The following is a 25,941-nucleotide window of genomic DNA, read 5'->3' on the forward strand; positions in this document are numbered from 1 at the left end:
TGGCGCTGTCGTGAAGTTGCAGGTTCGAACTGAACGTGCGCTGCGGGCCGCGCGGCGTTCCTGTCGAGAGGATCAACGACGTCTGACCTCCCGCTCGATCACGCCGCGAATCGCGCGTCCGTCACACCCGATTTCTTTTGCTCTGGAGGAAATCGGTCACCCCAATTAGGACTGTCGGCAACCGCGCTTGTCCGGGCGCGCAGGCGCTGGCCGTCGTGCACCTGCGATGATGGGCGCATGACCACGCCATCCGATTTCGCCTCGCTCCCGCTTTCGCCCGCCCTGCTGCAGGGCGTCGATGCCCTCGCATTCACCTCGATGACGCCCATCCAGGCGCGCGCGCTGCCGCCGATCCTCGAGGGCCGGGACGTGATCGCGCAGGCACCCACCGGCAGCGGCAAGACTGCGGCGTTCGGGCTCGGCCTGCTGCACCGGCTCGATCCGGCGAATGGCGACACCCAGGCGCTGGTGCTTTGCCCCACGCGCGAACTGGCCGACCAGGTCGGCAAGCAGGTGCGGCGGCTGGCCACGGGCATCCCCAACCTGAAGGTCTCGATCCTGTGCGGCGGCATACCGCTCGGCCCGCAGCTGGCCTCGCTCGCGCACGCGCCGCACGTGGTGGTCGGCACGCCCGGCCGCGTCCAGGAACTGGTGGCCAAGGGCGCGCTGTCGCTCAAGGCCGTGCGCACGCTGGTGCTGGACGAAGCCGACCGGATGCTCGACATGGGCTTCGAGGATGCGATCCGCGACCTGGTCAAGCGCACGCCGAAGGACCGCCAAGGCCTGCTGTTCTCGGCCACCTTTCCCGACGCGATCCGCACCCTGGGCAAGGCGATGCTGCGCGACGCGCTGGAGATCAGCATCGACGGCGGCGCGCAGCCCGCCGCGATCGAGCAGCTGTTCTACGAAACCGATCCCGCGCGGCGCGCGCCGCTGCTGGCCGCGCTGCTGCTGCAACACCGCCCGGAGTCGGCGGTGGTGTTCTGCAACACCCGCGCCGATACCGTGGAGGTGGTCGGCTCGCTCGCCCACTACGGTTTTTCCGCGCTCGCCCTGCACGGCGACATGGAGCAACGCGACCGCGACGAGGTGTTGGTGCAGTTCGCCAACCGCAGCTGCAGCGTGCTGGTGGCCAGCGACGTCGCCGCGCGCGGACTGGACGTGGAGGACATCGGCGCGGTCATCAACTACGAGCTGCCCACCGATACCGACACCTACCTGCATCGCATCGGCCGCACCGGGCGCGCCGGGCGGGACGGCCTCGCGCTGAGTCTGTGCGCGCCGCGCGAACAATCGCGCGCGACCGCGATCGAGGAGCGCCAGGGGCAGCCGCTGCGCTGGGACAAACTGCAGCCGCTGACGGGCAAGGCCAGCAACGTGCCGACCGCGGCGATGGCGACGCTGCGCATCGACGCCGGCCGCACCGACAAGCTGCGTCCCGGCGACATCGTCGGCGCGCTGACCGGCGACGCGGGCCTGCACAAGGACACGATCGGCAAGATCGACGTGTTCGCGACGCGCAGCTACGTGGCGATCGTGCGGGCGAACGCGGCGCTCGCCGTGGAGCGCCTGCGCGCGGGCAAGATCAAGGGGCGCAAGTTCCGCGTTCAGCGGCTGTAGGCCGCGTCGCCTCGCTCTTGTGGGAGCGGCTTCAGCCGCGAGCTCTGCCCTGGCTCCTCCCCCTGCGCAGGCAGCGGGAGGTGCTCACGGTTCGCGTGCTGCTGAAGACACCCCTCCCCAACCCTCTCCTGCCTTCGCAGGGGAGGGGGCTGAACGCTCGCGGCTGAAGCCGCTCCTACCAACGGCCTTGTCGCGCAACCTACTCCGCCGCTTCCGGCGCACCCATGTTGCCGCGGCTGTACATCCCCGAGCGATCGAAGCAGCACGCGCGGCGCATGCCGGAGGCGAGCTTGTCGCAGGCGGTATCGATGCGCTTGACGCGCGTCTCGGCCTTCTTGCCCGAGACGATCCAGGCGATCCAGTCGCGGCGCGCCACCGGGGTGATGTCGGCCCAGGTCGCGTGCGCGGCCGGGTTCGCTGCGAGTGCCGTGCGCAGGTCGGCGGGCACCCGGGGTTCGGGTTCCACTTCCACCGGCGCGATCTCCACCGCGACCATGTCGCCCGCGACCGCCTCGGCGGCTTCGCGCAGGGCCTTGTCGACCTTGAGCCAGTGGCTGCCATGCCCGTCCGGCTCGAGCGTGGCCTGGAAGGGCGCGCCGTTGAGGGTGCCGTCAACCGTCGTCATGCTCCGCGTCGGCAGCTTCGCGCTGGCCGTATCGGGCAGGACGAGGAACGTCCACGCCGCGGCCTTCGGGCTCGCCGGACGCAGCAGTCTTGCCTTGAAACGGATCTTGCCGGCGACCTTTGCCATGGCGGCAAACGTTACCACTGCATCGGTGATCCTTCAGCCCGTCTCCCGGGGGCGGCTGCGGCGAGATCAGCCAGCGCAGCGCGTATCCGCCGAAAGCGTTTTGGTCACGTGCGCGAGTGGGTGCCGTCAGCCACGACCCGGCATTGGGCGGAATCCGCTTCGCGGGTTCCGCGCTCGGCATCAGGCAGTCGCTGGCGCTCCGGCCCGCGGCCGCCAGCCGAGCAGGCGCGCCGGCAGCATCAGCAGCGCGGACAGGAACGCGAACAGGGCCGCGAACGTGACGCCGACCAGGCGGAACGGCAAGAGCACCAGCCAGGCCAGCGGCCACAGCACCAGCGCCAGCAGCGCGAGCGGCCAGCACAGCGCGAACAGCACGCACCACGCCAGCAGGGCGATCAGGGTCTTCATGGTCGGGCCTCGCACGGTCACCTCGCTGCACACGCAGCAATGACCTAAGGTGCCCGGCGTTGCCATGCCCCCGCAAGCACAACGCGACGAAACGCCGGATGTAGCGACGAATGCGCGTCGCGAAGCGTCGTGCAGGCCGCTCCTCAGGCGCGCAGCAGCACCTTGCCATGGCGACCTGGCCGCAGGCTCGCGGCGGCGGCCTTCGCGGCGTCGGCAAGGTCGTACACCGCGTCCACCGGCAGCCGCAGCTCGCCGCCCAGCGCGCGCTGGAGCAGCTCGCCGACCAGCCGCTTCTTGTCGGCGACCGCCATGTCGCGGCTGACCCTGCTGCCCCAGAAGCCCTTCACCGTCGCGTGCTTGAAGATCATGTCGCCCGACGGCACCTGCATCGGCTCGCCGCTCATCGCACCGAACGACACCAGCACGCCGTTCTCGCCGAGCAGCGCCATGAGATCCGCGCTGGCCCTGCCGCCGACCGAATCCACCGCGGCGTTCGCCAATCCATCGCCGAGCGCTGCCTTCGCCGCGTCCACCCAGCCGTCCGCCGCGGTGGAGATGACGTCGCCGATGCCCAGTGCGCCCATTTCCGCGACGCCGGCATCGCGCCGCACCAGGCTGAGCACGCGCACGCCGCGCGCCGCCGCGAGCATCGCCAGCGTCTTGCCCACCGCGCCGTTGGCCGCGTTCTGCACGATCCAGCCGCCGCGTTCCACCTGCAGGAACTCCAGCAGCATCAGCGCGCTGAGCGGCATCGCGATCAGCTGCGCGGCCATCTCGTCGGCAATGGCGGCGGGCATCGGGATGACCATCCGTGCCGAGGCGACGAAATACTCCGCCCACGTGCCGCGTCCGGACGCCGCAGCGACGCGCTGTCCCACCGCAAGCCCTTCCACGCCCGCACCGAGCGCATCGATCACGCCCAGCCCCTCGCTGCCACCGATCGCCGGCAGCGCCGGCTTGTAGCCGTACTGCCCGCGGATCGTCCACAGGTCGTGGTTGTGGATCGGGGCCAGCTGCATGCGGATCCGCACCTCGCCCGGGCCGGGTTCGGGCACCGGACTGTCGCCGGCGACGAGCACTTCGGCCGGATCGCCGAACCTGTGATGCATGGCGCTGCGCATGTCGATCTCCCGGCGATACATTCGTGCCATCCAAGCTACACGACCGGAATCCGGAGCGGCTATGCCGCCACCCAGGGCCACATTGAGGCCATGGGCGTGCCGGGCGCCCTGTTGCCGCTGGTGATCGTGCTGGAACTGGGCGGCGGCCTGGCCCTGCTCGCCGGCGGATTCACGCGCCCGATCGCGCTGGCGCTGGCCGCGTTCTCGCTGGCCTCCGCGGCGCTGTTCCACGCCCACCTGGGCGACGCCAGCCAGGCGATCGCGTTCTGGAAGAACGTGGCCATGGCCGGCGGCTTCCTGATGGTGGTGGCGCACGGCGCCGGTGCGCTCAGCCTCGATGCGGCCTGGGCCCGCCGCCGCGCGCTTCCCGCACGCCCGGTCCCGCTCGCCGTTTCCTGATCCGACTGGCCGCGGGCTCGCCTGCCCGAGGCCCCTCCCAGGCCGCCACGCAATCGAACGCGTCCAGGGCCTGCGGCGCACTTTGCACAATCACGAAAAACGCCTGGAGCTGCCATGAACCTCGCCCCCTCCCTTTTTATCTCCCACGGCTCGCCGATGTGGGCGCTGGAACCGGGCCTGCTGGGTCCCGAACTGCAGCGGCTCGGCCGCACGCTGGCGGAGGTGACCGCCATCGTGGTCGTGTCGCCGCACTGGCAGACCCGGGGCCTGCGCGTGGCGGCCACCGCCGCGCCGGAAACGATCCACGACTTCAGCGGCTTCCCGGCGCCCCTGTACGCGCTGCGCTACGCGCCGCCCGGCGCGCCGGTGCTGGCCGCCGACGTGGCGCGAATGCTGGGCGACGCCGGCTTCGACGCCGCCATCGACCCGCAGCGCGGCCTCGACCACGGCGCATGGGTGCCGCTGCGCTACCTCCGGCCGGACGCCGACGTGCCGGTGCTGCAGGTGTCGCTGCCGCACGACATCGACACCGTTGGCGCGCTGCGCCTCGGCCAGGCGCTGGCGCCGCTGCGCGAACGCGGCGTGCTGGTGGTCGGCTCCGGCAGCCTCACCCACAATCTGTACGAATTCCGCCAGCACATCGGCGACCCGGAATACGCGCAGGCCTTCGCCGACTGGGTCGCCGACGCGGTGCGTCGTCGCGACGTCGACGCGCTGGTGCATTACCGCGAACGCGCCCCGCACGCCGCGCGCGCGCATCCCAGCGAGGAACACTACCTGCCGTTGCTGGTGGCGATCGGCGCCAGCCACGCCGGCGAAACCGCGACCCTGATCGAGGGCGGCATGACGCATGGGGTGCTGTCGATGGACTCGTTCGGGTTCGGGATGCCGGACGCGGCAAGCCGACATCCGACGGAATCCGCTGCGCGGGTTCCGTCCTACGGATCTCCCGCATCGTAGGGCGGAACCGCCGAAGGAGATTGAGCCGCATGCGCACGACCGGACGATGTTGGCGCCGCCCAAGGCACCGCGCGGATTCCGCTTCCGGGGTCCCCAACCGCACATGCACGAACGCAGGCGCCACGCCCACGCATGCGCTGACTGACAATACACGCAACATCCCGCCGCGGGTGCCGCCGGACCGCTGGTCTACAATCGCCGCTGTTTTCCAGCGCGCGACCGCATGCACGACCTGCACCAACCCCGACGCCGACGACTGCTGCAGGCGATGCTGGCGGCCCCGTTGTGCGGCGGACTTGCGGCCTGCGCCGACAACGCGCCGACAAGCGACCTGGTGGTCGGCGGGCTCCCCGTGACCTGCAACCTGACGTTGCCGGTGGCCTGCGTGGCGCGCGAGAACGCGGCCCGGGCGGCCGGCAAGCAGGGCCGCGTGTTCGAGTTCAGCAAGTACAGCGGTTTTCCCGAACTCAAGGAATCGCTGATGGCCGGCCGCATCCAGGCGGCCTACATGCTGGCGCCGCTGAGCATGGCGCTGGCCGACCAGAAGATCCCGGTCAAGATCGTCTCGCTCGGGCACCGCTCCGGCGCGGTGATCATGGTCCACACCGGTTCGCCGTACCGGACATTCCGCCAGCTGGCCGGCAAGACCATCGCGATTCCAAGCCGCTTCGCGGTGGACTTCCTGTTCCTGCGCAAGATGCTGCTGCGCGAAGGCATGACCCAGGACGACATCAGGCTGGTCGAGATGCCGCCGCCGGACATGCCCGCCGCGCTGTACGCCAAGGCGATCGATGCCTACTGCACCGGCGAGCCCTTCGGCGCGGCCGCGCAGATGGCGGGCTACGCGCGCCCTTTGAGCATGACGCGCGACGAATGGCGCAACTACATCTGCTGCGTCCTGACGGTGCGCGAAGACCTGATCCAGTCCAACCGCCCGCTGGTGCAGGACCTGGTGAACCACGTGATGGCGGCCGGCCGCTGGCTCGACGCCGCCCAGGCCAACCGGGACAAGGCCGTGGACATCGCCGCCAGCCGCGAATACTTCAACCAGGATCCCAACATCATCCGCTTCGTGATGCAGAACCCGACCGACCGCGTCACCTACGGCGACCTGCGGATGATCCGCGCCGAGTTCGAGGAGCTGATGCAGCTGTCGATGGACGCCGGCACCATCGAGCATCCGATCGCCTACGAGACCTACATGGACGAGAGCTTCACCCGGGCCGCGCAGCCGGTGAAGATCGCCATCTGACCGCGAGCACTCCCCGACATGACATACCGCCACCACATCGCCGCCTTGGCAGCCGCGCTCCTCGCGCTGTCCGCCCTGCTGTTCGCGCACGGTGCGCCTGCGGCAGAGGCCGGCAAGCTCAAGGCAGGCGTGTTCGATCCGCCGCGCGCGGCGCCCGAGCTGGCGCTGCTGTCGTCGAACGGCGGTGACCTGTCGCTGGCGGCGTACCGAGGCAAGGTGGTGCTGCTGGGCTTCGGCTTCACCACGTGTCCCAAGGTCTGCCCGACCACGCTGGCGGTACTGGCGGCGGCGCGCAAGCGCCTGGGCGAACAGGGCCGGCAGGTGCAGGTGGTCTACGTCACCGTCGATCCCGAACGCGACAGCGCCCAGCGCATGCGCAGCTACCTCGCCGCCTTCGACCCGGGCTTCGTCGGCGGCACCGGCACCGCGGCGCAGCTGGCCGCGGCGCGCGCACGCTATGGCGTCACGGCCGAACGCAAGGTCGTCGGCGACAGCTACTTCTACGCGCACTCCTCGTCGGTCTACCTGATCGACACCAAGGGGCTGCTGCGCGGGATGATGCCGTACGGGCGCGCGCCCGAGGACTACGCGCACGACGTGCGCGTGCTGCTGGCCGAATGACAGCCCAGCCCATCGAGCGGGCGCGACCGGCGACCCGCCGGCGCGCCATCGGGATCGCCGCGTCCGCGCTTGCGATCGCGGCGATCGCCGTCGTGGGCTGGGCTGCGTTCGCGCCGGTCCCTGTGGCCGCCGATCGCGAACAGCCGTTCGTCATCCCCAAGGGGACCTGGGCAAAACGCATGGCCGGCGATCCTGTCGAGATCCTGCCGCAGCGCATCCGCCTCACGCTCGGGATCAACGACGTGCTGGTGCTGACCAACCACGACGAGGTGCCGCAGACCTTCGGCCCCGCATTGCTGATGCCGGGGCAGAGCTTCAGCCTGCCGTTCGAACTCGCCTCGGACTACGAGTTCGCCTGCACCGCGCATGCCAGCGGGCAGATGACTATCATGGTCGACCCGTTCCCCGCTTCGCCCTGGGCCAGGTTGCGCTGGCGGGCGCTGGAACTGGTGGATTCCTTCCGGGACAAGACACATGACCCACATGCCTGAGGTGGCCGTGGAACTGCGCGCATGAACAAACTCCGGCAGTCGCTCCCGGGCATCGCGATCATCGTGCTGGTGGTGGTGGGCTGGTGGGCGGCGGTGGCCGCGACCGGCAGCGTGATCTTCCCCACGCCGTGGCAGGTGGTGCTGGGCACGGTCGACCTGATCCGCGACGGCACGCTGTGGCTGCACATCGGCGCCTCGCTCGGCCGCGTGGCCGCCGGCTTCCTGCTTGCGGTGGCGGTGGCGGTGCCGCTGGGCCTGTGGATGGGCCGCGTGCGCGGCGCCTACGATACGTTGAATCCGCTGTTCCAGATCCTGCGGCCGATCTCGCCGATCGCGTGGATCCCGATCGCGATTCTCTGGTTCGGCGTCGGCAACGCTTCGCCGATCTACCTGATCTTCATCTCGTCGGTGTTCCCGATGATCGTGCAGACGGTGTCGGGCGTGCACGGCATCGAGAAGCGCTACCTGCGCGCTGCCGAGAACTTCGGCGTGTCGCGCCGCACCCTGCTGACCCGGGTGGTGATCCCTGCGACGCTGCCGGAGGTCATCGTCGGCATGCGCATCGGCCTCGGCGTGGCGTGGCTGGTGGTGGTGGCCGCGGAGATGATCGCGCTGCGCTCGGGCCTGGGCTACCTGATCATGGACTCGCGCAACGCCGGCAACCGCTACGACCTGGTGATCGCCGGCATGGTCATCATCGGCCTGATCGGCCTGCTGCTGGACGGACTGATGCGCATGCTGGAAGGCCTGAAAATCGTGCGGTGGCGTTATGTCCACTAGGATCGACGTCGCGGGGCTGCACAAGGGTTTCGCCACCGACAAAGGCCCGCTGGCGGTGGTCGACGACGTCAGCCTGCAGGTGGAGGACGGCGAGTTCATCGCCATCGTCGGCCCTTCGGGCTGCGGCAAATCGACGCTGATGCGGATGATCGCCGGCTTCATCGCGCCCGACGCCGGGCACGTGCTGATCGACGGCGTGGAGCGCACGCGGCCGGGGCCGCAGGGCATCCTGATCTCGCAGCACGGCTCGGTGTTCCCGTGGCTCACGGTGCGGCAGAACCTGATGTTCGGCCTGAACGACATCTCGTCCAAACAAGAGAAGGCGGCGGTCGCCGACCACTACGCCAGCATCGTCGGGCTCAAGGGATTCGAGGGCAGCTATCCGCACGAACTGTCCGGTGGCATGCTCAAACGCGTGGAAATCGCGCGCGCGCTGGCGGTGAAACCGGCGATCCTCTACATGGACGAGCCGTTCTCCGCGCTCGACGCGCTGATGAGCCTGCGGATGCGCAACGAGCTGCTGCGGATCCTCGAGCGCGAGCGCCATACCGTGCTGCTGATCACCCACGACGTGGAGGAGGCCATTCACCTCGCCGACCGGGTGATGGTGCTCTCGCCGCGGCCGACGCGGATCCAGGCGACGTTCGAAGTGAACCTGCCGCACCCGCGCAAGCTCACCAGCCCCGCGGTGCAGGAACTGCGCATGGCGATCCTGAAGGAACTGGGCGTCGAGGCTGAAGCGGACCCGGTTGACGCACGAGCCTGATCCCGGTGCGCGGCAACGGGCACGTTACGATGCCGCACCCCGCGCCACGCTACGCAGCACACGCATGAAGGACCGCCACATCGAAGCGCCCCCGGCGGCATGAGCCAGGCGTCGCGCCGTTCCGGCCCCGGCGCCCGCGACCGGAGCGAGCGCCTGCAACCCTGGACCGCCGCGCTGCTGACCGCGCTGGTGCACCTGCTGTTGCTGCTGCTGGTGCTGTGGGCGCCGCCGATCACCCTGGCCCCGCCGCAGGATGGCGCCGCCGGCGGCGCGATCCAGGTGACCTTCATCGACGACACGCGGGGCCAACCGCCGCCCGCGCGCGCGCGCGCCGTGCGCAGGACGCCCGCACGCCCGCCTGCCAAGGCCGCGCCACCGGCCGAACGGATCCGGACCACGCGGGTCGCGCAGGCCGACGCGCCGGTGCCGCCCGACGCGGCCGACCATGCCGACAACGCCAATCGACAAGTCGTCGAGCTTGCAGCGCCCACGGAAGAACCGGTGGCGCCGCCCGCCGGCGCGCCGGCACCGGCCAGGCAGCGCCCGCGCGGTTGGGGGCTGCCGCCGGGCATGCTGCCGGACAACCCCGATCCGGTGGCGGCGGGCCCGGCACGCGGTCGCGCCGGCCGCAGCCGCGGCAACGACACGCCCGCGTCCGGGACCAGCATGGAAGTGGGCGGCTACCAGGTGTACTACGACCTGCTCGACGAGACCCGCCTGCGCGCGTGGCGCGACCAGGGCATGACCGAACTGTTCCTGCCCCTGCCGGGCACGCGGCGCTACATGGTCTGCCCGCTGGACATCGCCCTGCGCCGCGACTCCGGCCAATGCCGCCTGGTCGAACCGGACTCGCCCGAACTTGCGGCCATCGGCGATGCGCGCGACGTGATCGTGATGCAGCGGGTCTACCGGCTCGGCGAAGTCCTGTGGCGCGGGCCGGGCGCGTACCGCTGACCCGCGCCGCGGGCAGGCGTGACCGGCCCACCGCGTCGCCCGACTTGAAATCCCCGCCCCGGCGCGCATATCCGCGTCTCTCGTCCATGCACGCCGGACCGCTCCCATGACCACCACCACCGAAACCCGCGCCTTCGAGGCCGAAGTCTCCCAGGTCCTGCACCTGGTCACGCATTCGCTGTACTCGCACAAGGAAATCTTCCTGCGCGAGCTGATCTCCAACGCCTCGGACGCCTGCGACAAGCTGCGCTTCGAGTCGATCGCCAACCCCGACCTGCTGGCCGGCGACCCCGAGCTGCACATCGACGTCAGCTGGGACAAGGACGCGCGCACGATCACCATCGCCGACAACGGCATCGGCATGTCGCGCGACGAGGTGGTGGCCAACATCGGCAGCATCGCCAGCTCCGGCACCCGGCGCTTCCTGGAGGCGATGGGCGCCGAGCAGAAGGCCGACGCGCGCCTGATCGGCCAGTTCGGCGTCGGCTTCTACTCCGCCTTCGTGGTTGCCGGACGCGTGACCGTGCTCACCCGCCGCGCCGGCGCCGCGCCCGAAGACGGCGTGAAGTGGGAAAGCGACGGCCGCGGCGAGTACACGCTCGAAGCCGCCACCGTGCCCGCGCGCGGCACCACCGTGGTGCTGCACCTCAAGGACGGCGAGGACGAATTCCTCGACAGCTGGAAGCTGCGCGCGCTGGTGCGCAAGTACTCCGACCACGTCGCCTTCCCGATCCGTATGCCGAAGGAAGCGCCAATCGCCGACGACGGTGACACCAAGCCCGACGCAGCACCCGAGTGGGAAAACGCCAACGACGCCTCGGCGCTGTGGACCCGGCCCAAGTCGGAGATCAGCGACGAGGAGTACCAGGCCTTCTACAAGGCGCTCGGCCACGACTTCAACGACGCCGCGGCCTGGACCCACAACCGCGTCGAGGGCAGCCAGAGCTTCACCACCCTGCTGTACCTACCGGCGAAGCCGCCGTTCGACCTGATGATGGGCGGCCGCGACGAGCGCAAGGGCCTGAAGCTGTACATCAAGCGCGTCTTCATCATGGACGCCGCCGAGGAGCTGCTGCCCAACTACCTGCGCTTCGTGCGCGGCGTGGTCGACGCCGACGACCTGCCGCTCAATGTCAGTCGCGAGATCCTGCAGCACAACCGCCAGCTCGAACGCATCAGGGGCGCCTGCGTGAAGCGCGTGCTCGACCTGATCGAGAAGCTCTCGCGCGACGAACCGGAAAAGTTCGCTGCGTTCCTCAAGGCCTTCGGCAACACGCTCAAGGAAGGCATCGTCGAGGATGCAACCAATCGCGAGCGCATCGCCAGGCTGCTGCGCTTCGCATCGACCAAGGGCGACGGCGAGGCGAAGACCGTGTCGCTGGACGACTATGTCGGCCGCATGGCGCCCGGCCAGGACGCGATCTGGTACGTCACCGCCGACGGCTATCGCGCCGCCGCCGGCAGCCCCCAGCTCGAGGCCTTCCGCGCGAAAGACATCGAGGTGCTGCTGATGTCCGACCGCATCGACGAATGGATGCTCGGCAACCTGCACGAGTACGCGGGCAAGTCGCTCAAGCACGTCGCCAAGGGCGAACTGCCGCTGGACGAGGCCGACAAGGCGAAGCAGCAGGAAGCGACCAAGGCCGCCGCGCCGCTGCTGGAAAAGCTCAAGGGCCTGCTCGGCGACCGGGTCGAGGACGTGCGCGTGTCCGCGCGCCTGACCGATTCGCCGTCGTGCCTGGCGATGTCCGAATGGGAGATGGCGCCGCACCTGGCCCACCTGCTGCGCGAATCGGGACAGGACGTGCCGGAGAGCAAGCCGACGCTGGAGATCAATCCGGCGCACCCGCTGCTCAGGCAGGTCGAATCCGAAACCGACCACGCCCGCGCGACCGACCTGGCCACGCTGCTGCTCGAGCAGGCCGAACTGGCCGCCGGCGCGCCGCTGCCGGATCCGGCGGCGTTCGTGCAGCGGATGAACCGCCTGCTGGCGGGCTGAGCGCGCGCCAGGCCCGGTCAGGCCGAAGGCACCACGCACATCCGGCGGCGATGACGCCGCAGGACGTTGCCGCTGCCTGTCGAGAACGCGGCGTGTTGCCTGCTGTTGCTGCGCATCCACGCGCGCCTCAGCTGCGCAGCTTGTCCTCATCGCGCCCACACCGGCTCCGGACGGGCGCGCGCGACCAAGACAGCATCGTGAAAGGCCGGTTATTCATGCGCGCCGAACCTGCCGCGCGGCACGATGTCCGTCCCCGTGCGCAGGAGCATTCCGTGGCCACATCCAGCATTGCATCGGAGATCGAGGAGCTCGAGCGCAGGTTCTGGCAATCGATGGTGGACGACACGCCCGAGGTGGCCACCGACCTGCTCGCCGAGCGGGCGCTGATGGTCGGTGGGCACGGCGCGATGTCGTTCGACAAAGCCGGCTACACCCGCATGGCGAATGATCCCAAGCATCGCCTGCACGCGTTCGCGATGTCGGAGTTCGAGGTGCTCTCTCCGGCCGACGACGTCGCCATCGCGAGCTACCGCGTCCAGCAGACCGTGGAAGTCGACGGCGAGCGGAATGAGCTGGCGGTCGTCGACTCTTCCACGTGGGTGAGGATCGACGACGCGTGGAGATGCGCCGCGCACACCGAAAGCTTGGCGCCGCCAGGCGGCGCGTAAACCGGCGACGCCACTCGAACTGCGCTTGAGGGGCAGCAGCGCCTGCCATGGCCGTGACCGCTCGCGACACGGTCGCGGCGGCAGTCATCGTCGACCGCCGCGAGCGCCGCGCTGGCGCAGCGAATCAATCGACTGTGAGCCTGCTGGCCGCGCAGACAATGTGCGCGTTGCGCTAACCGGCGCCGCGGCGCGCGGCCACCGCGTCCATCCGCTTCAGCCGCCGCGACAGCGCGTCGGGATCGGTCACCGCCTGCACGCGCGCGCTGCCCAGCGCTTCGGCCATGTAGCGCGCATTGACGCCGCCCACCCACACCGGCACGCCCGGCGGCAGGTCCGCGTCCAGCACCCGCAGCTGCGCCAGCGCTTGCGGCGCGCTGCCCGGATCGATCGAGCTCAGCGCCACCGCGCCCGCCCCGAGGCGGGTGGTGACGCGCACCAGTTCCTCCGCGGGCAGTTCGGTGCCCAGGTACAGCACCGGCGCGCCGGCATCGTGCGCGTACAGCGCCGCGCCCAGCAGGCCCAGTTCGTGCGGCTCGCCCGGCAGCGTGGCGAACAGCACCCGCGGCCGCCGTTCGCGCGGATGCTGGTTGATCACCGACAGCAGGCGCGCGCGCAGCAGGCTGCTGACCAGCCGTTCCTGGGCGATCGCCAGACGCCCGTCGGCCCAGCGCAGGCCGACTTCGCGCAGCAGCGGCATCACCACGCGCGACACCAGCACCGCCACCGGCAGGGTGGCGATGGCCACCGAAAGCTCGCGGTCGAATTCGTCCACCTGGTAGTCGGCGATCGCATCGAGCATCCGGGCAGGCAGGCAGTCCAGGCCGCCGAAGCCGGTCTGCCGGCTGCGCTCCAGCAGGGCGTCCAGCGCCGCATCGTCGAGCGCGGCAAGGTCCCGGATGGGGTGGCCGCGGGCCGTGAGCCGGTGCAGCCGGGTCAGGCGTTCGATCGTGGCCGCGTCGTACAGGCGGCGCCCGTTGGCCGCCCGCTGTGGCGCCACCGCGGCGTGTCGACGCTCCCAGGCACGCAGGGTTTCGGGCGTCAGCCCGGTGAGTTCGGCGGCGGCCTTGACGGGATACATGCTGGGTAATGTACAACATCTGTACAAGTTGAAGTTGTACACGGTGCTAACGGGTGCGGATCGACACTGGCGCCGTTCCCTCACCCGAGTCCCGCCATGAACCGCACTCCCCGTCCCCGCCTCATGTCCCTCCTCACCGCCGCCCTTGCCCTTGGACTGGCAGCCCCGCTGGCCTTCGCCGGCCAGCCCGCCGGCACCGCCGCACCCGCCAGCCGGGCCAAGGCCGACATCGTCGACACCGCGATGGCCGCCGGCCAGTTCAAGACCCTCGCCGCCGCTCTGAAGGCCGCCGGCCTGGTCGACACCCTCAAGGGCCCGGGCCCGTTCACGGTGTTCGCACCGACCGACGCGGCGTTCGCCGCGCTGCCCGCCGGCACCGTCGAAACCCTGCTGAAGCCGGAAAACAAGCAGAAGCTGATCGCGATCCTCAGCTACCACGTCGTGCCGGGCCGCGTGCCGGCGGCGCGTGTGGCCGGGATGGATTCGGCCACCACCGTGCAGGGCGGAAGCCTGGACATCCAGTCCTCCGCCGACGGCGTGACCGTGGACGGCGCGAGCGTCACCAAGACCGACGTGGAGGCCAGCAACGGCGTCATCCACGTCATCGACAAGGTCCTCATGCCCAAGGGCTGAGCCCTGCCATCCCACCTGGAGTCACGAGACATGAAAGCGATCAACCTCACCACCCTCGCCCTGGTCATCGTCGGCGGCATCAACTGGGGCCTGGTCGGCCTCGCCCAGTTCGACCTGGTCGCCGCGATCTTCGGCGGCCAGGACGCCGCCCTGGCCCGGGTGGTCTACACCCTGGTCGGCCTGTCCGCCCTGTGGCAGATCGTGCCGCTGATGCGGGCCGCCAGCACCGGCCAGGTCCAGGCGGAGGCGCGCCACGCCCACCGCTGAGTCCGATCGTCGCGTTCCCGGCGCGGGGCGACTCCCGCGCCTTCCCCGACCGCCCGGCGTTGCCCCGCCGGGCGGTCATTCTTTTTGCGTCGCCACCACATGCGCGGGGCATCGCGCCCACGCTGACCTGGTCGCCACGCTGCTGCGTCGCGTGCGGACAACCGACACCTGCATGCCCACCGCGCATGCGAATGCCTGCGTTGCGTTCCAGTGCCGGCGCCCGACGCGGGATCGGCGCATGCCGAATGTCCGCGCGACTGCCGCGTAGCAAGTCGCGACCCGTGTTTCCCGCCAGCTAGCCAACGCCCCGCGTGGCATCGAGGTGCGTCAGGTACAGGCGCAGGTCGAACTCGAGCTGGTGGTAGTCGGGCTCCATGTGGGTGCACAGCCGGTAGAAGGCCTTGTCGTGCGCGGCCTGCTTCAGGTGCGCCAGTTCGTGCACCACGATCATCCTCAGGAACTCGGCGGGTGCATCGCGGAACACGCTCGCAATGCGCATCTCGCGGCTCGCCTTGAGCCTGCCGCCCTGCACCCGCGAAATGGTGGTGTGGGTGCCCAGCGCGTGCTTCATCACCTGCAGCTTGCCGTCGTAGACCACCTTGCCCAGCGGAGCGGACTGGCGCAGGTGCCGGTCCTTCATGTCCTGCACGTACTCGTACAGCTGTCCGTCGTTGCGCACGGTATGCGGTTGCCCGTATTTCTGTCCGAGCATCGTGCCCAAGCGCCCTTGCTCCATCAGCGCGCGCACCTGCGCGATCAGGTGTGGCGGATAGCCGGCGAGATATCTGGGGGTTTCCATCGGCGCAGGAGCGGGAAGGTCGGCGAGGGCTGTCCAGTATCGTGGGTCTGGACGCGCCGGCAAGACGTCGACCCGTGGCGTGTCGGGCGGGGGCGTCATCGCTTCGTCCTCCGGCGACGGCGGTTCCCGCCGCGGATAGACTGCCCCGATCCAGGGGATCCCGATGACCGACGAGACGACGCCGCAGCCCGGCAACGACCGCCAACCGCCCGGCAGCCGCGTCGCCTTCGAGCGCCTGCGCGAACGCACCGACGAGCTCGAGCTGATCATCTCCGGCCTGCTGGCCTTCGCGCTGCTGACCCTGCCCGGCCGCATCTTCGACAGCTGGGCCGCGAATTCCATCCACGTCGAAGGCCTGTTCGAGTACGCGCTGCAGTTCGGCTTCATCGTCAGCGCCGGCCTCAGCTACGCGCTGGGATTCGCTTTCATCATCCACATGGCCATTCGCGGCTACTGGATTGGCCTGATCGGATTGAAATCCAATTTCCCCGCGGGCATCCGCTGGGAACGCGTGCCGTTCATGGGCGCGGTGACGCGGGCGTTCTACCAGCAGCGCGTCGGCGACCTGGGCAACACGATCGACCAGGCCGACCGCGCGGCGTCGATCCTGTTCGCGATGACGATCCTGTTCGCGCTGACCATGGCCTGGGTGGGCGTGCTCGCGGTGGTGATGATCCTGCTTGGCGGCACGATCGGTTCGGCATTCAGTGGCGGCGAACAGGCGACACGGATCGTGCTGGTGGCAGGCTACATCGGCTTCCTCGTCGCCGCTCTCGCGCCGGTGTTGCTGGAAAAGCGCATCGCGCAGCGTGAAGCCGCGGGCAAGCCGTCGCCCGGCCTGCGCCGCACGGTGCGCGGGCTGCTGCGCGCCCTCGGGCTGGTGATGCCACAGCGCCTGATCGCGCCGGTGCAGCTCACGTTGCAGAGCAATCTCAACGGCCGCGGTTTCATGGCGGTGTACATCGTGGTGATCGCGCTGGCGATGCTGATTGGCGGCTTCCAGGTCTTCAACTCGGCCCTGTTCGCGATGATCAACCGCTACGACGTGCTGACCAGCGAAGCGGTCGAGCACGGCATGCTCAGCGCGCACTATGAATCGCTGCGGTCCGAGCACGACGTGCTGCTGCGCTACCCGATGATCCCCGCCGACCGTATCGCCGAGGCCGACCTGCGCCTGTTCATCCCGCACCAGCCCAAGCGCGACAACCCGCTCGCGCGCGAGCGCTGCACCGCGCTGGCCGATGGCCGCAACACTGCCGAAGGCGACGCCGCCGCGGCGCAGGCGCGCGACTGCATCGCCTCGCTGTGGCGCGTCACGCTCGACGGCAAGCCGCTGTCGCTCGACGACTTCGTCCCCATCGAGCGCCGCGACCTGGGCCTGCGCGGCCTGGTCGGCTACATCCCCATCGGCGCGCTGCCGCCTGGCCGGCACGACCTGCGCCTGGCCTGGAATCCGCAAGGCGAGAAGACCGGGCCGATGCGCCGCCGCGATTACCGGATTCCGTTCTGGTTCACGCCGGGGATCGACCAGGGCGTGACCGGCGACTAGCGGTTGCATGTCGTGTGCGCGCCGTCGTCGCGCCAGAGCCGTAAGCCCGCGCCCGCAAAGGCCGCTGGCACAATGCGTTTCCCCTGCCCGCATCCGAGGTCGCCATGCTCCGCACGTCGCCGCCCACCGTCCTGATGGCCCTCCTGCTCGCAGGCGCGATGCTGCCCGGCTGTTCACGACCGCAGCCCGATGACGCGAACGCAGCCGCCGGGGCCACCGCAGAGCCGGCGCCTGCCGCTGCCGGGAACGCCCCATCGGAGGGCGCGCGGGAAAACAACGCCGACGCGTTCCGCTTCAGGATCGGCGCGCTCGATGCGGTCGCGCTCAAGGACGGCGACGTCGACGCACCCAACGACGGCAAGACCTTCGCGATCGGCCAGCCGACCGAACAGGTCGCCGCGCTGCTGGCCGCCGCCGGCGCGCCCACCGACGTGCTGCACCTGAGCATCCAGCCGCTGCTGGTGCGCGCTGGCGAACGCGTGCTGCTGTTCGACACCGGCGCCAGCGACGTCGAGTGGGCGCGCGGCGGCCGGCTGCCTGCGTCGCTGCGCGCGGCAGGCGTGGCGCCGTCCGGAATCACCGACATCTTCATCTCGCACCGGCACCAGGACCACGTCGGCGGCCTGCTCGCGCCCGACGGCGCGCTCGCGTTCCCCAACGCCACCATCCACCTCTCGGCGACCGAATGGGCCGGCATGGAGGCCGACGCCGAGGCGGCGGCCCTGGTCTCCGCGATCGCGCCCAAGGTCGCGACGTTCGAGCCGGGCGCGGAACTCATCCCCGGCACGGTGACCGCCGTGGTCGACGACGGGCACACGCCCGGGCATTCGGCGTACCTGATCACCTCGGGCGATGACCGCCTGCTCTACCTGGGCGACACCGCGCACCACTTCGTGGTCTCGGTCCAGCGTCCGGAATGGACGGTCGCCTACGACATGGATGCGCCGCTCGCACAACGCCGCCGCCGCGAACTGCTGCAGCGCGCGGCCGACGACGGCACGCGCGTCTACGCCGTGCACTTCCCGTTCCCCGGCCTCGGGCGGTTCGAAACGCAGGGCGAAAGCTTCGTCTGGGTGGCCGAGCGCTGAGGCGGCGCCCCAGACACGCAGCCATTACGACGCGCCTGCGCAGGACACGGGGAGCTGCCTGACGACCAGACTTCGTCCGCTCGAGCTTCCTGAATCCGCGCCTGCGCACTCACGCCTTACCCACATCGGCTGCGGCAGGCTTCATCGAAGATCACCGCAGGAGTCAACCAAGATGAGCAATTTGATGAAGAACGTCGCCACGGCGACCTTTGTATTGACCTCCGCGCTCGCCTTGGCGGCATGCGATGTCGACCAGACCCAGGAAGGCGCACTGCCGGACGTCGAGGTGACCGCGAAGGGCGGCCAGCTGCCGGCCTACGATGTCGAGACGGCGGAAGTGGACGTCAAGACCGAGACGGTTCCGGTCGAAGTGCCCAAGATCGAAGTCGAGATGCCGAACGATCCGGATAGCAAGGTCACCGACGAGACCGACTCGGCCGCGAAGGATTGATCGCAGCCGGCACGCAAACCGGATGCAGGACGCGGGGCCGGGAAACCGGCCCCGCGTCTTTGGGGAAAACGAGGGTCGGATCCGACAGTCACGCGGCAACGCCACGCCCGATCCTTACCAGCGCCTTTCATGTCCCACCCGTATTGCAGTGGCACGCGGGTCGCTTCCCTGATCCGGCGGCCGAGCTTGCGCAGGACCCCGCGTATCTGCCCAAGCTGGATGGAACGCCCACATCGCCGCCATGGGAGCGGCCGCGCCCGCCCGTCCCGGCCGCACGGCACGACAGCGGTTCGACCCTGGTTTGAACAGGGCGGCGTCTGCCTCCTTCCGCAGCCTGGAACACACGAGGCAACCAACCGCCCTGCCGGTGTCCACAGGAACGCGACAGCGGCGTCGCTCGCGTTGACGCTGCGCAGGCGTTTTGCTTCCAGCTGGTTGCAGCTCCGCTCGCCGGGCACGGCAACCGCGCTGCTTGCGGCGACCACCTCGTCGCGGCACAAATCGCCATGGCAGGCCCCCGGGTCACCGTGGACCACGCCTTCCAGGCACGGGGCGGCGCTCTCCGGACCGGGGGGCAACACCCGCTTTGCGGCGCTCCGCTTCGAAGGACGCCCGGGTATTCGAGCAACCGTCGACGACCGTGCCGGCGCGGCGTCAACGCGCTCCGCGGGCTTCCGGCAGTTTTGCGATCACCTTGATTTCGAACTGGAAGCCGTACAGCCAGGTCACCCCGATGCCGGTCAGCGTCGGATAGGGCGCCTCGCCCCAGTACTCCGGCACGATGGCCCACGCCTTCTCGAAGTTCGTTTCTGGGTCGACGATGAACACGGTCACGTCGATCACGTCATCAAAGCTGCAGCCGGCTGCGGCGAGGACCGCGTTGAGGTTCTCGAAGGCACGCCGCACCTGGGTCTCGAACTCGGGCTCGGGCGAACCGTCTTCGCGGCTCCCCACCTGGCCGGACACAAAGAGCAACCCGTTGGCGCGCACGGCGGGCGAGTAATGGTTGCGCTCATACAGCGCGCGGCGGCCGGGCGGAAAAACGGCATCACGGATCATGGGGAATCTCCATCGCGGCCACGGCAACATGCTGCGGCCATGTCGGCATGCTGGATCGCGGTACCTGCTGGATAAAGCGGCCGATGGCGTCTAGATTGTTCGGAATAAACGACAGATCGACGCGCCCATGGACCGTTTCGACGCAATGCGTGCCTTTGCCCGGGTGGTGGAAAGCGGCAGCTTCACCAAGGCGGCGCAAACCCTGCAGCTGGGCCGCACGCGGGTGAGCGAACTGGTGCAGCATCTGGAAGCGCACCTGCGGGTGCGACTGCTCAACCGCACCACCCGGCGGCTCAACCTGACCGCGGAAGGCGAAGCCTACTATCCGCGCGTTGTGGCACTGCTGGCCGAACTGGATGCCGTCGAGGGCAGCATCGCCACGGCCAAGGCGGCGCCGCGCGGGCGACTGCGCATCGATGTGCCCAGCCCGTTCGCCCGGCTGGTGCTGGTGCCGGCGCTGCCTGACTTCCTCGCGCGGTATCCCGACATCGAGCTGCATATCGGCGTCAGCGATCGCGAGGTCGACGTGATCGCTGACAGCGTCGACTGCGTGATCCGCGGTGGCACGCCGGAAGACCTGTCGCTGGTGGCGCGTCTCATTGGCGAGCTGTCCTTCGGCGTCCATGCCAGTCCGGCATACCTGCAGCGTCATGGCATGCCCGACCATCCACGCGAACTCGACGGTACGCATCATGTGAGCGTCGGGTTCCTTCGCCCGAATACGGGGCGCATCCGCCGGTTCGTCCTGCAGCGTGGCGAGGAACGGGTGGACGGACAAGGCCGCAACGCGATCGCCCTGGATGACGGCGATGCCTACCTCGCCGCTGGACTGGCCGGGCTGGGCATCGTCTGCGTACCGGACTACATGGCGGCACCGCACGTTGCACGCGGTGAACTGGTGCGCCTGTTCGGCGACTGGCAGCTGCAGACGATGCCGATGCACGTGATGTTCCCGCCCAGCCGGCATGTCAGCCAGCGCCTGCGCGTGTTCATCGACTGGGTGACGCAGCTGATGGCGCCCGCCGCGCCCGGCGGACGTCGTTCATGGTGAAGCGGCTCCGCCCCGCGGGCGCGTCTCCTGCCGCGGGAGCAAGGCCGCCGCATGCGGCGTTGGCCAGATCGATGTCACCCGCGTCCTTCGCGACGAGCCGTTCGAACAGGCTTCGAACACCAGCTGCGCCAATGCAAGCCTGATCACGCTCCGCAGATCGTCACCGCGCGGTTTCCGGAATGGGCGCCAGGCCGAAGCGTCGCACGGTCCACAGCCACGCGAATCCCAGCAGCGCGCCGGCGATACCGTAGGCCGCGTCCAACGGATCGCGCGTGTTCAACAGCGGCAACAGGAACTCGTAGCCGAGGTTCGCCACGACCAGCGCGGCACCGGCCCAGGCCACGAAGCGCAACGGCACGCCCATCATCAGCCAAAGCAAGCCGGCACCCACGTAGAGCAGGTAGGACAGCGAGAAATTGAACACGTGCGTGTAGAAGCCCGGTACGGCGTCCACGAGCGCCTCCGAGCGCAACCGGCCCGGCTTGCGGCCCAGCAACAGCACGATGACGCCCGCCATCAGCAGCAGGTGGCAGAGCGATGCCCAGAGCGTCGGCGCGAAGCGGAGTGCGGGAATCGTCGGCTTGGTCATCGTGCAAATCTTATGCGATGCAGCGCCGCGGCTCGCGTCCCTGCCGCCAGCCGTCCATGGGATGACCTGCCTCCATTCCCTGTGCCGCAGTTCCACTGTCCGAAAAGCCGGGATCGCTCCACGCCACTACACCGTTGCGGCAAGCATCTTTGGCCCGGCAAGGAAGCATGCTGATCCGCTTCTTCTTACACCTGCACGGTCTTCCAGCGTCCGCGGCTGAACAGCCACAGCGTGAACAAGCCCACCGAGGTCTCGGAAACGAACACCGCCCAGAACACGCCGGCATGGCCCAGGTCGAGGCGCAGCGCCAGCAGCCAGGCCAGCGGGATCTGGATCAACCAGAAGAACACCACGTTGATCCAGGTCGGCGTGGCCGTATCGCCGGCGCCGTTGAAGGCCTGCACGCTGACCATCCACCAGCCGTACACGAATAGCGAGTACGACAGGATCCGCAGCCACGCCGCGCCGATCGCCACCACCCGGGCGTCGTCGCTGAAGAAGCCGACCAGTTCCTCCGGCAGCAGGAAGAACGCCAGCGCGATGCACAGCAGGTAGGCCATGTTGTAGCGGCCGATCTGCCACACCGCGGCTTCCGCGCGCCCGGGCCGTTGCGCGCCCAGGTTCTGGCCGACCAGCGTGGCGGCGGCATTGGACATGCCCCAGGCCGGCATCATCGTGAACATCATCACCCGGATCGCGATGGTGGCGCCCGCCACCGCCTCGCTGCCGATGCTGGCGAGGATCCGCATCAGGAAGATCCACGAGGTCATCGCCACGATCATCTGGCCCACGCCGCCCAGCGAGGTGCGCACGATCTGCCAGGCCACGCGGCCGTGCCACGCCAGCTGCGCCATGCCGACGCGGATGTGCTTGCCGCCGTGGAACAGGATCCACAGCTGCATCAGCACGCCGATGCCGCGGCCGATGGTGGTGGCGATGGCCGCGCCCTCCACGCCGAGCGCGGGCACCGGCCCGAGGCCGAAGATCAGCAGCGGGTCCAGCACGATGTTCAGGCCGTTGGCCACCCACAGCACGCGCATGGCGATGGCGGCATCGCCGGCGCCGCGAAAGATCGCATTGATCACGAACAGCAGCAGGATCACCACGTTGCCACCGAGCATCCACTGCATGTAGCCGGTGCCGTGCTCGAGCGTCCACGCATCGGCGCCCATCAGCGCCAGCAGTTCGCGCGCCCACACGATGCCGGCCACCGCGAACGGCACCGAAGCCAGCACCGCGATCCACAGCGCCTGCGCGGCGGTGACCGAAGCCTCTTCAGCCGCGCCCTCGCCCACGCGCCGCGCCACCAGCGCGGTGATGCCCATCGCCAGCCCGATCGCAATGGAATAGAGCAGGAACAGGTAGCTCTCCGTCAGCCCGACCGTCGCCACCGCCGACGACCCCAGCTTGGCCACGAAGAAGATGTCCACCACCGCGAAGGTGGATTCCAGCACCAGTTCCAGCACCATCGGCACCGCCAGCAGGAACACCGCCCGGCGCAGCGGGATGCGGGTGTAGTCGGCGCCGGTGCCGCGGATCGCGTCTCTCAGGCCGGCCCAGAGCGATTCGGGCGGGGCGGCGGTCGCGGTGTCGGTCGAAGGCGTGGGCTGCATCGTGGGGCTTTTTGTGGTGTGGCGATCCCGTAGACGACGGATGGCGGCCTGCGGATTCGACATCCGGACCGGAGGAACGCACCCGGGCCGAAAGGGACGGAGGGAATGATCGATCAGCTCCGTGCCCTTCCACTGGGCGCATCGCCCGGCCTGGTGCGCGCGCTGGCCGATGCGCGCCTGGCCACCGCGCTCCGCGTCATGCACGCGCGGCCGGACCACGACTGGACCGTCCGCGCGCTCGCGCGGTCCACCTTCTTCGAACGCTTCAATCGCGCGATGGGCATCGCGCCGCTGGAATACCTGCTGGCCTGGCGCATGGCGCTGGCCAAGGACCTGCGCGGCCGAAGGGAACGGAGGGAATTATCAATTACCTCCGTTCCCTTACATTCAAAGCGAAACCCACCAGAGCGCGACGCCCCGGGTTAATTCCCTCCGTCCCCTTAAGTTTGGATCGACTTCTGCTCCTGGCCGTCGTCGCCGATCGCGCGCCGGCTGCGCAGCACCACCTGCGCCAGCTGCGCGTCGGACACGTTGGGCCGGCCGAACACCGCGTGCACCAGTTCGTCGCGGCTGACGGCGCGGTCGCGGTGCTCGATCAGGCAGCACAGGCACTCGAACACGCGCGCAGGCAGGGCCGTGGCAACGCCCTGGTGGCGCAGCTCGTGCTTGGGCAGGTCGAGGACGTATGCGCCGAAGCGATAGCGTGCGATCGTCATGGACATCGGAAACGGGGGATGGCGCCATGATCGCGTATCCCGCCCGCGGGCACGAAGTACGCGCCCGTATCGTGGCCGGCGCCGCGCCGGATCACCGGCAGGCCGGGCGACCTGCCGTGTTCGCCCGACGGCTCACCGGCCCGGCTGCAGCGCCGGGACGCGGCGGGCAACGAAGGCGCGGGCAACGCAGCCGCCCCGCCGTCCTCGCTCCCTCCACGCTGAAGCGAACCCGGGTTCTTCGACGCCGCAGGCGGCCGCAGCCGCGCCGATCGCAAGCCCCGGCGCCTTGCGCGCAAGGGTCCGGGGCTTGCGCGCGAACGAAAAAGCGCCGAGTGCCAACGAAAAACCCTTGCGCGCAAGGCTGCAGGGCCGGCCTTCCAACCGGATTGGCCGGCGTTCCGGCCGAAAAGCCCGCGCGCAAGCCCGCCGAACCCCGAAACGCGACCCTCGCGACTCCAATCGCAAGCCCAGGACCCTTGCGCGCAAGGGTTTTTGGTTCGCGGCCCGACCGAAATGGTCGGACGTCCAACCAATCCGGTCGGCGTTCCGACCTCCACGGTCGAAGCCCGGCACTTTCCGGCTTGTGCGCAAGGCCTAGACCCTTGCGCACAAGCCCGAGAGCTTTGCGCTCAAGCTTCTCGACCTCACACATCGTTCTGAAGATTGGCCCTGGCACCTTTCGCGCCGCGGGCCTGAGGATTTCTGGCGGACGCCTTCAAGGCAAGACCGCTCTCAAGGAAAGGCCTGGTGCCGACAAGTGAACCTGACCCCGTTCTTGGGTAGCAGAGTCGGGGCGTAGCGGTGATCAAAGGGAGCAGGGCACATATCCCCCCCTGCCTTGGCTCTGACGCTCCACTGTGCTTCTTCAGCCGAGAACTGGCTGTCCCGGCGCATTTGTCTGGATCCACGGCTTGAGTGAAGATGAGCCACAATTGCAGCCTCGACCCCCTCTAAGGGAAACGCGTATGAGCACATCCGCTTCGCATTGCCGCTTCTGCGCCATTACATCGGGCGACTATGCCTTGGGCAAAGCTGATCAGCCTTGGTTGGAAGATGAAAGCCACATGGCTCTAACGTCGATTGGCGCAATGATCGAAGGGTGGACCCTCGTCACGCCACGGGATCATTCACTCAATCTACTCTCAAACTACTCTAGCCCAGCTTTTCATCGTTTTGTGGCTCAGGCAGTGGCGCGTGTTTCTTCGGCTTATGGAACCTGTGCCATTTTCGAGCACGGCGGACAAATCGAAGGCTCAGCTACCAATTGTGGGACCTCGCACGCCCATCTTCACGTGGTGCCGCTGAACTTCTTACTGCAACCTCTCCTTCCCTCGTTCGACCGAGGCCTACAGTGGTTCGATTGCGCGATGTCCGACCTGAAACGCTGCGTGGGCAAAGATGAGTATCTATTTGCGGCCAATTCGTATGCTGGGGCTAGCACCGTCGGCAGCGCCTGTATTTTAAGAGCTGGGCAGTCCCAGTTTTTCAGGCGCGTTATTGCTGAACAGCTTGGGTGCAGCGAGCAATCCGATTATCGGACACATCCGCATTTAGATAAAGCTGTCGCGGGCGCAACGCGATTGAGCGGACTGTGCGACCGGCTTGCGGAAGCGGCGTGAGATGGCTGATCAGAGGTTGGTGGGTAATGATGCTTCGAGCGCAGCTCAGGAAGCGGAGCAGCGATCTGTAGCTGCGAGACCTGACGACGAAATAATTAACGACGACGAGCGAGAGCGTTTTTTCTGGGAATCGAGATACCCCCCAGTTGCGGTTGCCAGGATTCGCCTGGATGCCGCATATGTCGTCTGCGTCTTTCTTCTTAGCTTAGGGGGCTTGTTAATTACCTGGCGCGGCGACTTGTTCGATCTCGTTGGATGCCAAAGCTGCAGTAGAGTAACGCTGGGTCGATATTCGTATCTGTTCTTTGCTGGTCTTCTCGGCGGGTCTCTATTTGGTCTTAAGTACCTTTATAAAGTCGTCGCAAGGGGATGGTGGAATTTGGATAGGGAACTATGGCGTTTCTTCTCTCCTTGGCTTGCCGGAGGGATGGCATTGGGAGTCGGTGCACTCGCCAATGCAGGCCTATTCGGGTTCACGGTGAACGACTCTCCCAGCGGAGCTTCTTTTGTTTCGTTGGGTTTTATAGCCGGCTACTTTGCAGATAGTGCTTCGAGGAAGATGCAGGAGATTGCCGACACGCTATTCGGGACGCGCCTGCACTAGGCTGTGGAACAGGTGGCAAAGCAGACCGCATTAGT

The 25,941-nt window shown here is 68.7% G+C and carries 29 protein-coding genes and 1 pseudogene; 21 read left to right on the plus strand and 9 right to left on the minus strand.

Going from position 1 to position 25,941, the window contains the following annotated elements; genetic code table 11:
- Window positions 1-237: 237 nt before the first annotated feature.
- On the plus strand, window positions 238-1,620 hold the full coding sequence (gene dbpA / locus ACFOM9_RS10410; RefSeq protein WP_386709984.1) for an ATP-dependent RNA helicase DbpA: 1,383 nt from the start codon (window positions 238-240) through the stop codon (window positions 1,618-1,620).
- Window positions 1,621-1,819: 199 nt separating this feature from the next.
- Here the strand turns inward: dbpA and ACFOM9_RS10415 are convergent, their stop codons facing one another.
- The 3 genes from ACFOM9_RS10415 to ACFOM9_RS10425 all read right to left on the minus strand — a co-directional run bounded on the left by ACFOM9_RS10415 (window position 1,820) and on the right by ACFOM9_RS10425 (window position 3,900).
- On the minus strand, window positions 1,820-2,371 hold the full coding sequence (locus tag ACFOM9_RS10415; RefSeq protein WP_386709987.1) for a YdeI/OmpD-associated family protein: 552 nt from the start codon (window positions 2,369-2,371) through the stop codon (window positions 1,820-1,822).
- Window positions 2,372-2,551: 180 nt separating this feature from the next.
- Window positions 2,552-2,779, minus strand: coding sequence for a hypothetical protein (locus ACFOM9_RS10420; RefSeq protein ID WP_386709990.1), 228 nt, complete (start codon window positions 2,777-2,779; stop codon window positions 2,552-2,554).
- 143 nt (window positions 2,780-2,922) lie between these two features.
- Window positions 2,923-3,900 carry a zinc-binding dehydrogenase gene (locus tag ACFOM9_RS10425; protein WP_386709993.1) on the minus strand — a complete coding sequence of 326 codons (978 nt, stop codon included), beginning with the start codon at window positions 3,898-3,900 and terminating at the stop codon, window positions 2,923-2,925.
- Between ACFOM9_RS10425 and ACFOM9_RS10430 the strand changes: the two genes are divergently transcribed.
- From ACFOM9_RS10430 to ACFOM9_RS10480, 11 genes are all read left to right on the plus strand, one after another.
- Window positions 3,883-4,299: a DoxX family membrane protein gene (locus ACFOM9_RS10430; protein ID WP_386709995.1), complete on the plus strand. Its 417-nt coding sequence runs from the start codon at window positions 3,883-3,885 to the stop codon at window positions 4,297-4,299. The two genes, ACFOM9_RS10425 and ACFOM9_RS10430, sit on opposite strands and share 18 nt — an antisense overlap.
- A gap of 114 nt (window positions 4,300-4,413) precedes the next feature.
- Window positions 4,414-5,259: a dioxygenase family protein gene (locus ACFOM9_RS10435; RefSeq protein WP_386709998.1), complete on the plus strand. Its 846-nt coding sequence runs from the start codon at window positions 4,414-4,416 to the stop codon at window positions 5,257-5,259.
- 223 nt (window positions 5,260-5,482) lie between these two features.
- Window positions 5,483-6,511, plus strand: coding sequence for an ABC transporter substrate-binding protein (locus ACFOM9_RS10440; RefSeq protein WP_386710001.1), 1,029 nt, complete (start codon window positions 5,483-5,485; stop codon window positions 6,509-6,511).
- 18 nt (window positions 6,512-6,529) lie between these two features.
- Window positions 6,530-7,132, plus strand: coding sequence for an SCO family protein (locus ACFOM9_RS10445; protein WP_386710004.1), 603 nt, complete (start codon window positions 6,530-6,532; stop codon window positions 7,130-7,132).
- A complete protein-coding gene (locus ACFOM9_RS10450; protein WP_386710007.1) occupies window positions 7,129-7,623 on the plus strand; it encodes a cupredoxin domain-containing protein in 495 nt (164 codons plus the stop codon). The genes ACFOM9_RS10445 and ACFOM9_RS10450 overlap by 4 nt, the downstream gene beginning before the upstream one ends.
- Before the next feature lie 21 nt (window positions 7,624-7,644).
- A complete protein-coding gene (locus ACFOM9_RS10455; protein ID WP_386710010.1) occupies window positions 7,645-8,403 on the plus strand; it encodes an ABC transporter permease in 759 nt (252 codons plus the stop codon).
- Window positions 8,393-9,169 (plus strand): ABC transporter ATP-binding protein, encoded by a 777-nt coding sequence (locus tag ACFOM9_RS10460; RefSeq protein ID WP_386710013.1) that lies wholly within the window; start codon window positions 8,393-8,395, stop codon window positions 9,167-9,169. The genes ACFOM9_RS10455 and ACFOM9_RS10460 overlap by 11 nt, the downstream gene beginning before the upstream one ends.
- 99 nt (window positions 9,170-9,268) lie before the next feature.
- Window positions 9,269-10,123, plus strand: a complete 855-nt coding sequence (locus ACFOM9_RS10465) for a type II toxin-antitoxin system RelE/ParE family toxin (RefSeq protein WP_386710016.1) — start codon at window positions 9,269-9,271, stop codon at window positions 10,121-10,123.
- A gap of 106 nt (window positions 10,124-10,229) precedes the next feature.
- Window positions 10,230-12,122, plus strand: a complete 1,893-nt coding sequence (htpG, locus tag ACFOM9_RS10470; RefSeq protein ID WP_386710019.1) for a molecular chaperone HtpG — start codon at window positions 10,230-10,232, stop codon at window positions 12,120-12,122.
- Window positions 12,123-12,394: 272 nt separating this feature from the next.
- Window positions 12,395-12,790, plus strand: a complete 396-nt coding sequence (locus ACFOM9_RS10475; protein WP_386710022.1) for a nuclear transport factor 2 family protein — start codon at window positions 12,395-12,397, stop codon at window positions 12,788-12,790.
- 47 nt (window positions 12,791-12,837) lie between these two features.
- Window positions 12,838-12,966: a hypothetical protein gene (locus tag ACFOM9_RS10480; protein ID WP_386710025.1), complete on the plus strand. Its 129-nt coding sequence runs from the start codon at window positions 12,838-12,840 to the stop codon at window positions 12,964-12,966.
- Here ACFOM9_RS10480 and ACFOM9_RS10485 read toward each other — a convergent pair.
- Window positions 12,963-13,868 carry a MerR family transcriptional regulator gene (locus ACFOM9_RS10485; RefSeq protein ID WP_386710028.1) on the minus strand — a complete coding sequence of 302 codons (906 nt, stop codon included), beginning with the start codon at window positions 13,866-13,868 and terminating at the stop codon, window positions 12,963-12,965. The two genes, ACFOM9_RS10480 and ACFOM9_RS10485, sit on opposite strands and share 4 nt — an antisense overlap.
- 123 nt (window positions 13,869-13,991) lie before the next feature.
- Here ACFOM9_RS10485 and ACFOM9_RS10490 point away from each other — a divergent pair, with 123 nt between their 5' ends.
- A complete protein-coding gene (locus tag ACFOM9_RS10490; RefSeq protein WP_386710031.1) occupies window positions 13,992-14,501 on the plus strand; it encodes a fasciclin domain-containing protein in 510 nt (169 codons plus the stop codon).
- Window positions 14,502-14,531: 30 nt separating this feature from the next.
- Window positions 14,532-14,768 (plus strand): DUF378 domain-containing protein, encoded by a 237-nt coding sequence (locus tag ACFOM9_RS10495; RefSeq protein ID WP_027079414.1) that lies wholly within the window; start codon window positions 14,532-14,534, stop codon window positions 14,766-14,768.
- A 295-nt stretch (window positions 14,769-15,063) separates the two neighbouring features.
- Here ACFOM9_RS10495 and ACFOM9_RS10500 read toward each other — a convergent pair whose 3' ends face one another.
- Window positions 15,064-15,567 (minus strand): M48 metallopeptidase family protein, encoded by a 504-nt coding sequence (locus tag ACFOM9_RS10500; protein ID WP_386710035.1) that lies wholly within the window; start codon window positions 15,565-15,567, stop codon window positions 15,064-15,066.
- Between the two features lie 163 nt (window positions 15,568-15,730).
- On the opposite strand from ACFOM9_RS10500, the gene ACFOM9_RS10505 reads away from it, so the two are divergent.
- The 3 genes from ACFOM9_RS10505 (at window position 15,731) to ACFOM9_RS10515 (ending at window position 18,655) form a co-directional block, all read left to right on the plus strand.
- A complete protein-coding gene (locus ACFOM9_RS10505; RefSeq protein ID WP_386710038.1) occupies window positions 15,731-17,116 on the plus strand; it encodes a hypothetical protein in 1,386 nt (461 codons plus the stop codon).
- Window positions 17,117-17,250: 134 nt separating this feature from the next.
- Window positions 17,251-18,204: an MBL fold metallo-hydrolase gene (locus ACFOM9_RS10510; RefSeq protein ID WP_386710041.1), complete on the plus strand. Its 954-nt coding sequence runs from the start codon at window positions 17,251-17,253 to the stop codon at window positions 18,202-18,204.
- Between the two features lie 184 nt (window positions 18,205-18,388).
- On the plus strand, window positions 18,389-18,655 hold the full coding sequence (locus ACFOM9_RS10515; RefSeq protein ID WP_386710044.1) for a hypothetical protein: 267 nt from the start codon (window positions 18,389-18,391) through the stop codon (window positions 18,653-18,655).
- Window positions 18,656-19,309: 654 nt separating this feature from the next.
- Here the strand turns inward: ACFOM9_RS10515 and ACFOM9_RS10520 are convergent.
- Window positions 19,310-19,714 (minus strand): RidA family protein, encoded by a 405-nt coding sequence (locus tag ACFOM9_RS10520; RefSeq protein ID WP_386710047.1) that lies wholly within the window; start codon window positions 19,712-19,714, stop codon window positions 19,310-19,312.
- A gap of 127 nt (window positions 19,715-19,841) precedes the next feature.
- Here ACFOM9_RS10520 and ACFOM9_RS10525 point away from each other — a divergent pair, with 127 nt between their 5' ends.
- Window positions 19,842-20,765 carry a LysR family transcriptional regulator gene (locus tag ACFOM9_RS10525; RefSeq protein WP_386710050.1) on the plus strand — a complete coding sequence of 308 codons (924 nt, stop codon included), beginning with the start codon at window positions 19,842-19,844 and terminating at the stop codon, window positions 20,763-20,765.
- 160 nt (window positions 20,766-20,925) lie between these two features.
- On the opposite strand, the gene ACFOM9_RS10530 is transcribed toward ACFOM9_RS10525, so the two are convergent.
- Together ACFOM9_RS10530 and ACFOM9_RS10535 are read right to left on the minus strand one after the other, a co-directional pair.
- A complete protein-coding gene (locus ACFOM9_RS10530) occupies window positions 20,926-21,354 on the minus strand; it encodes a hypothetical protein (RefSeq protein ID WP_386710053.1) in 429 nt (142 codons plus the stop codon).
- Between the two features lie 185 nt (window positions 21,355-21,539).
- Window positions 21,540-22,967 carry an MATE family efflux transporter gene (locus ACFOM9_RS10535; protein ID WP_386710056.1) on the minus strand — a complete coding sequence of 476 codons (1,428 nt, stop codon included), beginning with the start codon at window positions 22,965-22,967 and terminating at the stop codon, window positions 21,540-21,542.
- Between the two features lie 138 nt (window positions 22,968-23,105).
- On the opposite strand from ACFOM9_RS10535, the pseudogene ACFOM9_RS10540 reads away from it, so the two are divergent.
- Window positions 23,106-23,318: pseudogene (locus ACFOM9_RS10540) on the plus strand (AraC family transcriptional regulator); the annotation flags it as partial.
- An 89-nt stretch (window positions 23,319-23,407) separates the two neighbouring features.
- Here the strand turns inward: ACFOM9_RS10540 and ACFOM9_RS10545 are convergent.
- Window positions 23,408-23,683 carry a winged helix-turn-helix domain-containing protein gene (locus ACFOM9_RS10545; RefSeq protein WP_386710062.1) on the minus strand — a complete coding sequence of 92 codons (276 nt, stop codon included), beginning with the start codon at window positions 23,681-23,683 and terminating at the stop codon, window positions 23,408-23,410.
- Between the two features lie 965 nt (window positions 23,684-24,648).
- Here ACFOM9_RS10545 and ACFOM9_RS10550 point away from each other — a divergent pair.
- Both ACFOM9_RS10550 and ACFOM9_RS10555 read left to right on the plus strand, forming a co-directional pair.
- A complete protein-coding gene (locus ACFOM9_RS10550) occupies window positions 24,649-25,302 on the plus strand; it encodes a hypothetical protein (protein ID WP_386710065.1) in 654 nt (217 codons plus the stop codon).
- A gap of 1 nt (window position 25,303) precedes the next feature.
- Complete coding sequence (locus ACFOM9_RS10555; RefSeq protein ID WP_386710068.1) at window positions 25,304-25,906, plus strand: hypothetical protein; 603 nt, start codon at window positions 25,304-25,306, stop codon at window positions 25,904-25,906.
- Window positions 25,907-25,941: the final 35 nt, after the last annotated feature.

The organism is Luteimonas notoginsengisoli (assembly GCF_042648885.1).
GTDB lineage: Bacteria > Pseudomonadota > Gammaproteobacteria > Xanthomonadales > Xanthomonadaceae > Luteimonas > Luteimonas notoginsengisoli.

Excerpts from the sequence above, each read along its gene's own strand:
- dbpA (WP_386709984.1), top strand. The coding sequence starts at position 238 with ATGACCACGCCATCCGATTTCGCCTCGCTCCCGCTTTCGCCCGCCCTG.
- ACFOM9_RS10415 (WP_386709987.1), bottom strand. The coding sequence starts at position 2,371 with ATGGCAAAGGTCGCCGGCAAGATCCGTTTCAAGGCAAGACTGCTGCGT.
- ACFOM9_RS10420 (WP_386709990.1), bottom strand. The coding sequence starts at position 2,779 with ATGAAGACCCTGATCGCCCTGCTGGCGTGGTGCGTGCTGTTCGCGCTG.
- ACFOM9_RS10430 (WP_386709995.1), top strand. The coding sequence starts at position 3,883 with ATGCATGGCGCTGCGCATGTCGATCTCCCGGCGATACATTCGTGCCAT.
- ACFOM9_RS10425 (WP_386709993.1), bottom strand. The coding sequence starts at position 3,900 with ATGCGCAGCGCCATGCATCACAGGTTCGGCGATCCGGCCGAAGTGCTC.
- ACFOM9_RS10435 (WP_386709998.1), top strand. The coding sequence starts at position 4,414 with ATGAACCTCGCCCCCTCCCTTTTTATCTCCCACGGCTCGCCGATGTGG.
- ACFOM9_RS10440 (WP_386710001.1), top strand. The coding sequence starts at position 5,483 with ATGCACGACCTGCACCAACCCCGACGCCGACGACTGCTGCAGGCGATG.
- ACFOM9_RS10445 (WP_386710004.1), top strand. The coding sequence starts at position 6,530 with ATGACATACCGCCACCACATCGCCGCCTTGGCAGCCGCGCTCCTCGCG.
- ACFOM9_RS10450 (WP_386710007.1), top strand. The coding sequence starts at position 7,129 with ATGACAGCCCAGCCCATCGAGCGGGCGCGACCGGCGACCCGCCGGCGC.
- ACFOM9_RS10455 (WP_386710010.1), top strand. The coding sequence starts at position 7,645 with ATGAACAAACTCCGGCAGTCGCTCCCGGGCATCGCGATCATCGTGCTG.
- ACFOM9_RS10460 (WP_386710013.1), top strand. The coding sequence starts at position 8,393 with ATGTCCACTAGGATCGACGTCGCGGGGCTGCACAAGGGTTTCGCCACC.
- ACFOM9_RS10465 (WP_386710016.1), top strand. The coding sequence starts at position 9,269 with ATGAGCCAGGCGTCGCGCCGTTCCGGCCCCGGCGCCCGCGACCGGAGC.
- htpG (WP_386710019.1), top strand. The coding sequence starts at position 10,230 with ATGACCACCACCACCGAAACCCGCGCCTTCGAGGCCGAAGTCTCCCAG.
- ACFOM9_RS10480 (WP_386710025.1), top strand. The coding sequence starts at position 12,838 with ATGGCCGTGACCGCTCGCGACACGGTCGCGGCGGCAGTCATCGTCGAC.
- ACFOM9_RS10485 (WP_386710028.1), bottom strand. The coding sequence starts at position 13,868 with ATGTATCCCGTCAAGGCCGCCGCCGAACTCACCGGGCTGACGCCCGAA.
- ACFOM9_RS10490 (WP_386710031.1), top strand. The coding sequence starts at position 13,992 with ATGTCCCTCCTCACCGCCGCCCTTGCCCTTGGACTGGCAGCCCCGCTG.
- ACFOM9_RS10495 (WP_027079414.1), top strand. The coding sequence starts at position 14,532 with ATGAAAGCGATCAACCTCACCACCCTCGCCCTGGTCATCGTCGGCGGC.
- ACFOM9_RS10500 (WP_386710035.1), bottom strand. The coding sequence starts at position 15,567 with ATGGAAACCCCCAGATATCTCGCCGGCTATCCGCCACACCTGATCGCG.
- ACFOM9_RS10505 (WP_386710038.1), top strand. The coding sequence starts at position 15,731 with ATGACCGACGAGACGACGCCGCAGCCCGGCAACGACCGCCAACCGCCC.
- ACFOM9_RS10510 (WP_386710041.1), top strand. The coding sequence starts at position 17,251 with ATGGCCCTCCTGCTCGCAGGCGCGATGCTGCCCGGCTGTTCACGACCG.
- ACFOM9_RS10515 (WP_386710044.1), top strand. The coding sequence starts at position 18,389 with ATGAAGAACGTCGCCACGGCGACCTTTGTATTGACCTCCGCGCTCGCC.
- ACFOM9_RS10520 (WP_386710047.1), bottom strand. The coding sequence starts at position 19,714 with ATGATCCGTGATGCCGTTTTTCCGCCCGGCCGCCGCGCGCTGTATGAG.
- ACFOM9_RS10525 (WP_386710050.1), top strand. The coding sequence starts at position 19,842 with ATGGACCGTTTCGACGCAATGCGTGCCTTTGCCCGGGTGGTGGAAAGC.
- ACFOM9_RS10530 (WP_386710053.1), bottom strand. The coding sequence starts at position 21,354 with ATGACCAAGCCGACGATTCCCGCACTCCGCTTCGCGCCGACGCTCTGG.
- ACFOM9_RS10535 (WP_386710056.1), bottom strand. The coding sequence starts at position 22,967 with ATGCAGCCCACGCCTTCGACCGACACCGCGACCGCCGCCCCGCCCGAA.
- ACFOM9_RS10545 (WP_386710062.1), bottom strand. The coding sequence starts at position 23,683 with ATGACGATCGCACGCTATCGCTTCGGCGCATACGTCCTCGACCTGCCC.
- ACFOM9_RS10550 (WP_386710065.1), top strand. The coding sequence starts at position 24,649 with ATGAGCACATCCGCTTCGCATTGCCGCTTCTGCGCCATTACATCGGGC.
- ACFOM9_RS10555 (WP_386710068.1), top strand. The coding sequence starts at position 25,304 with ATGGCTGATCAGAGGTTGGTGGGTAATGATGCTTCGAGCGCAGCTCAG.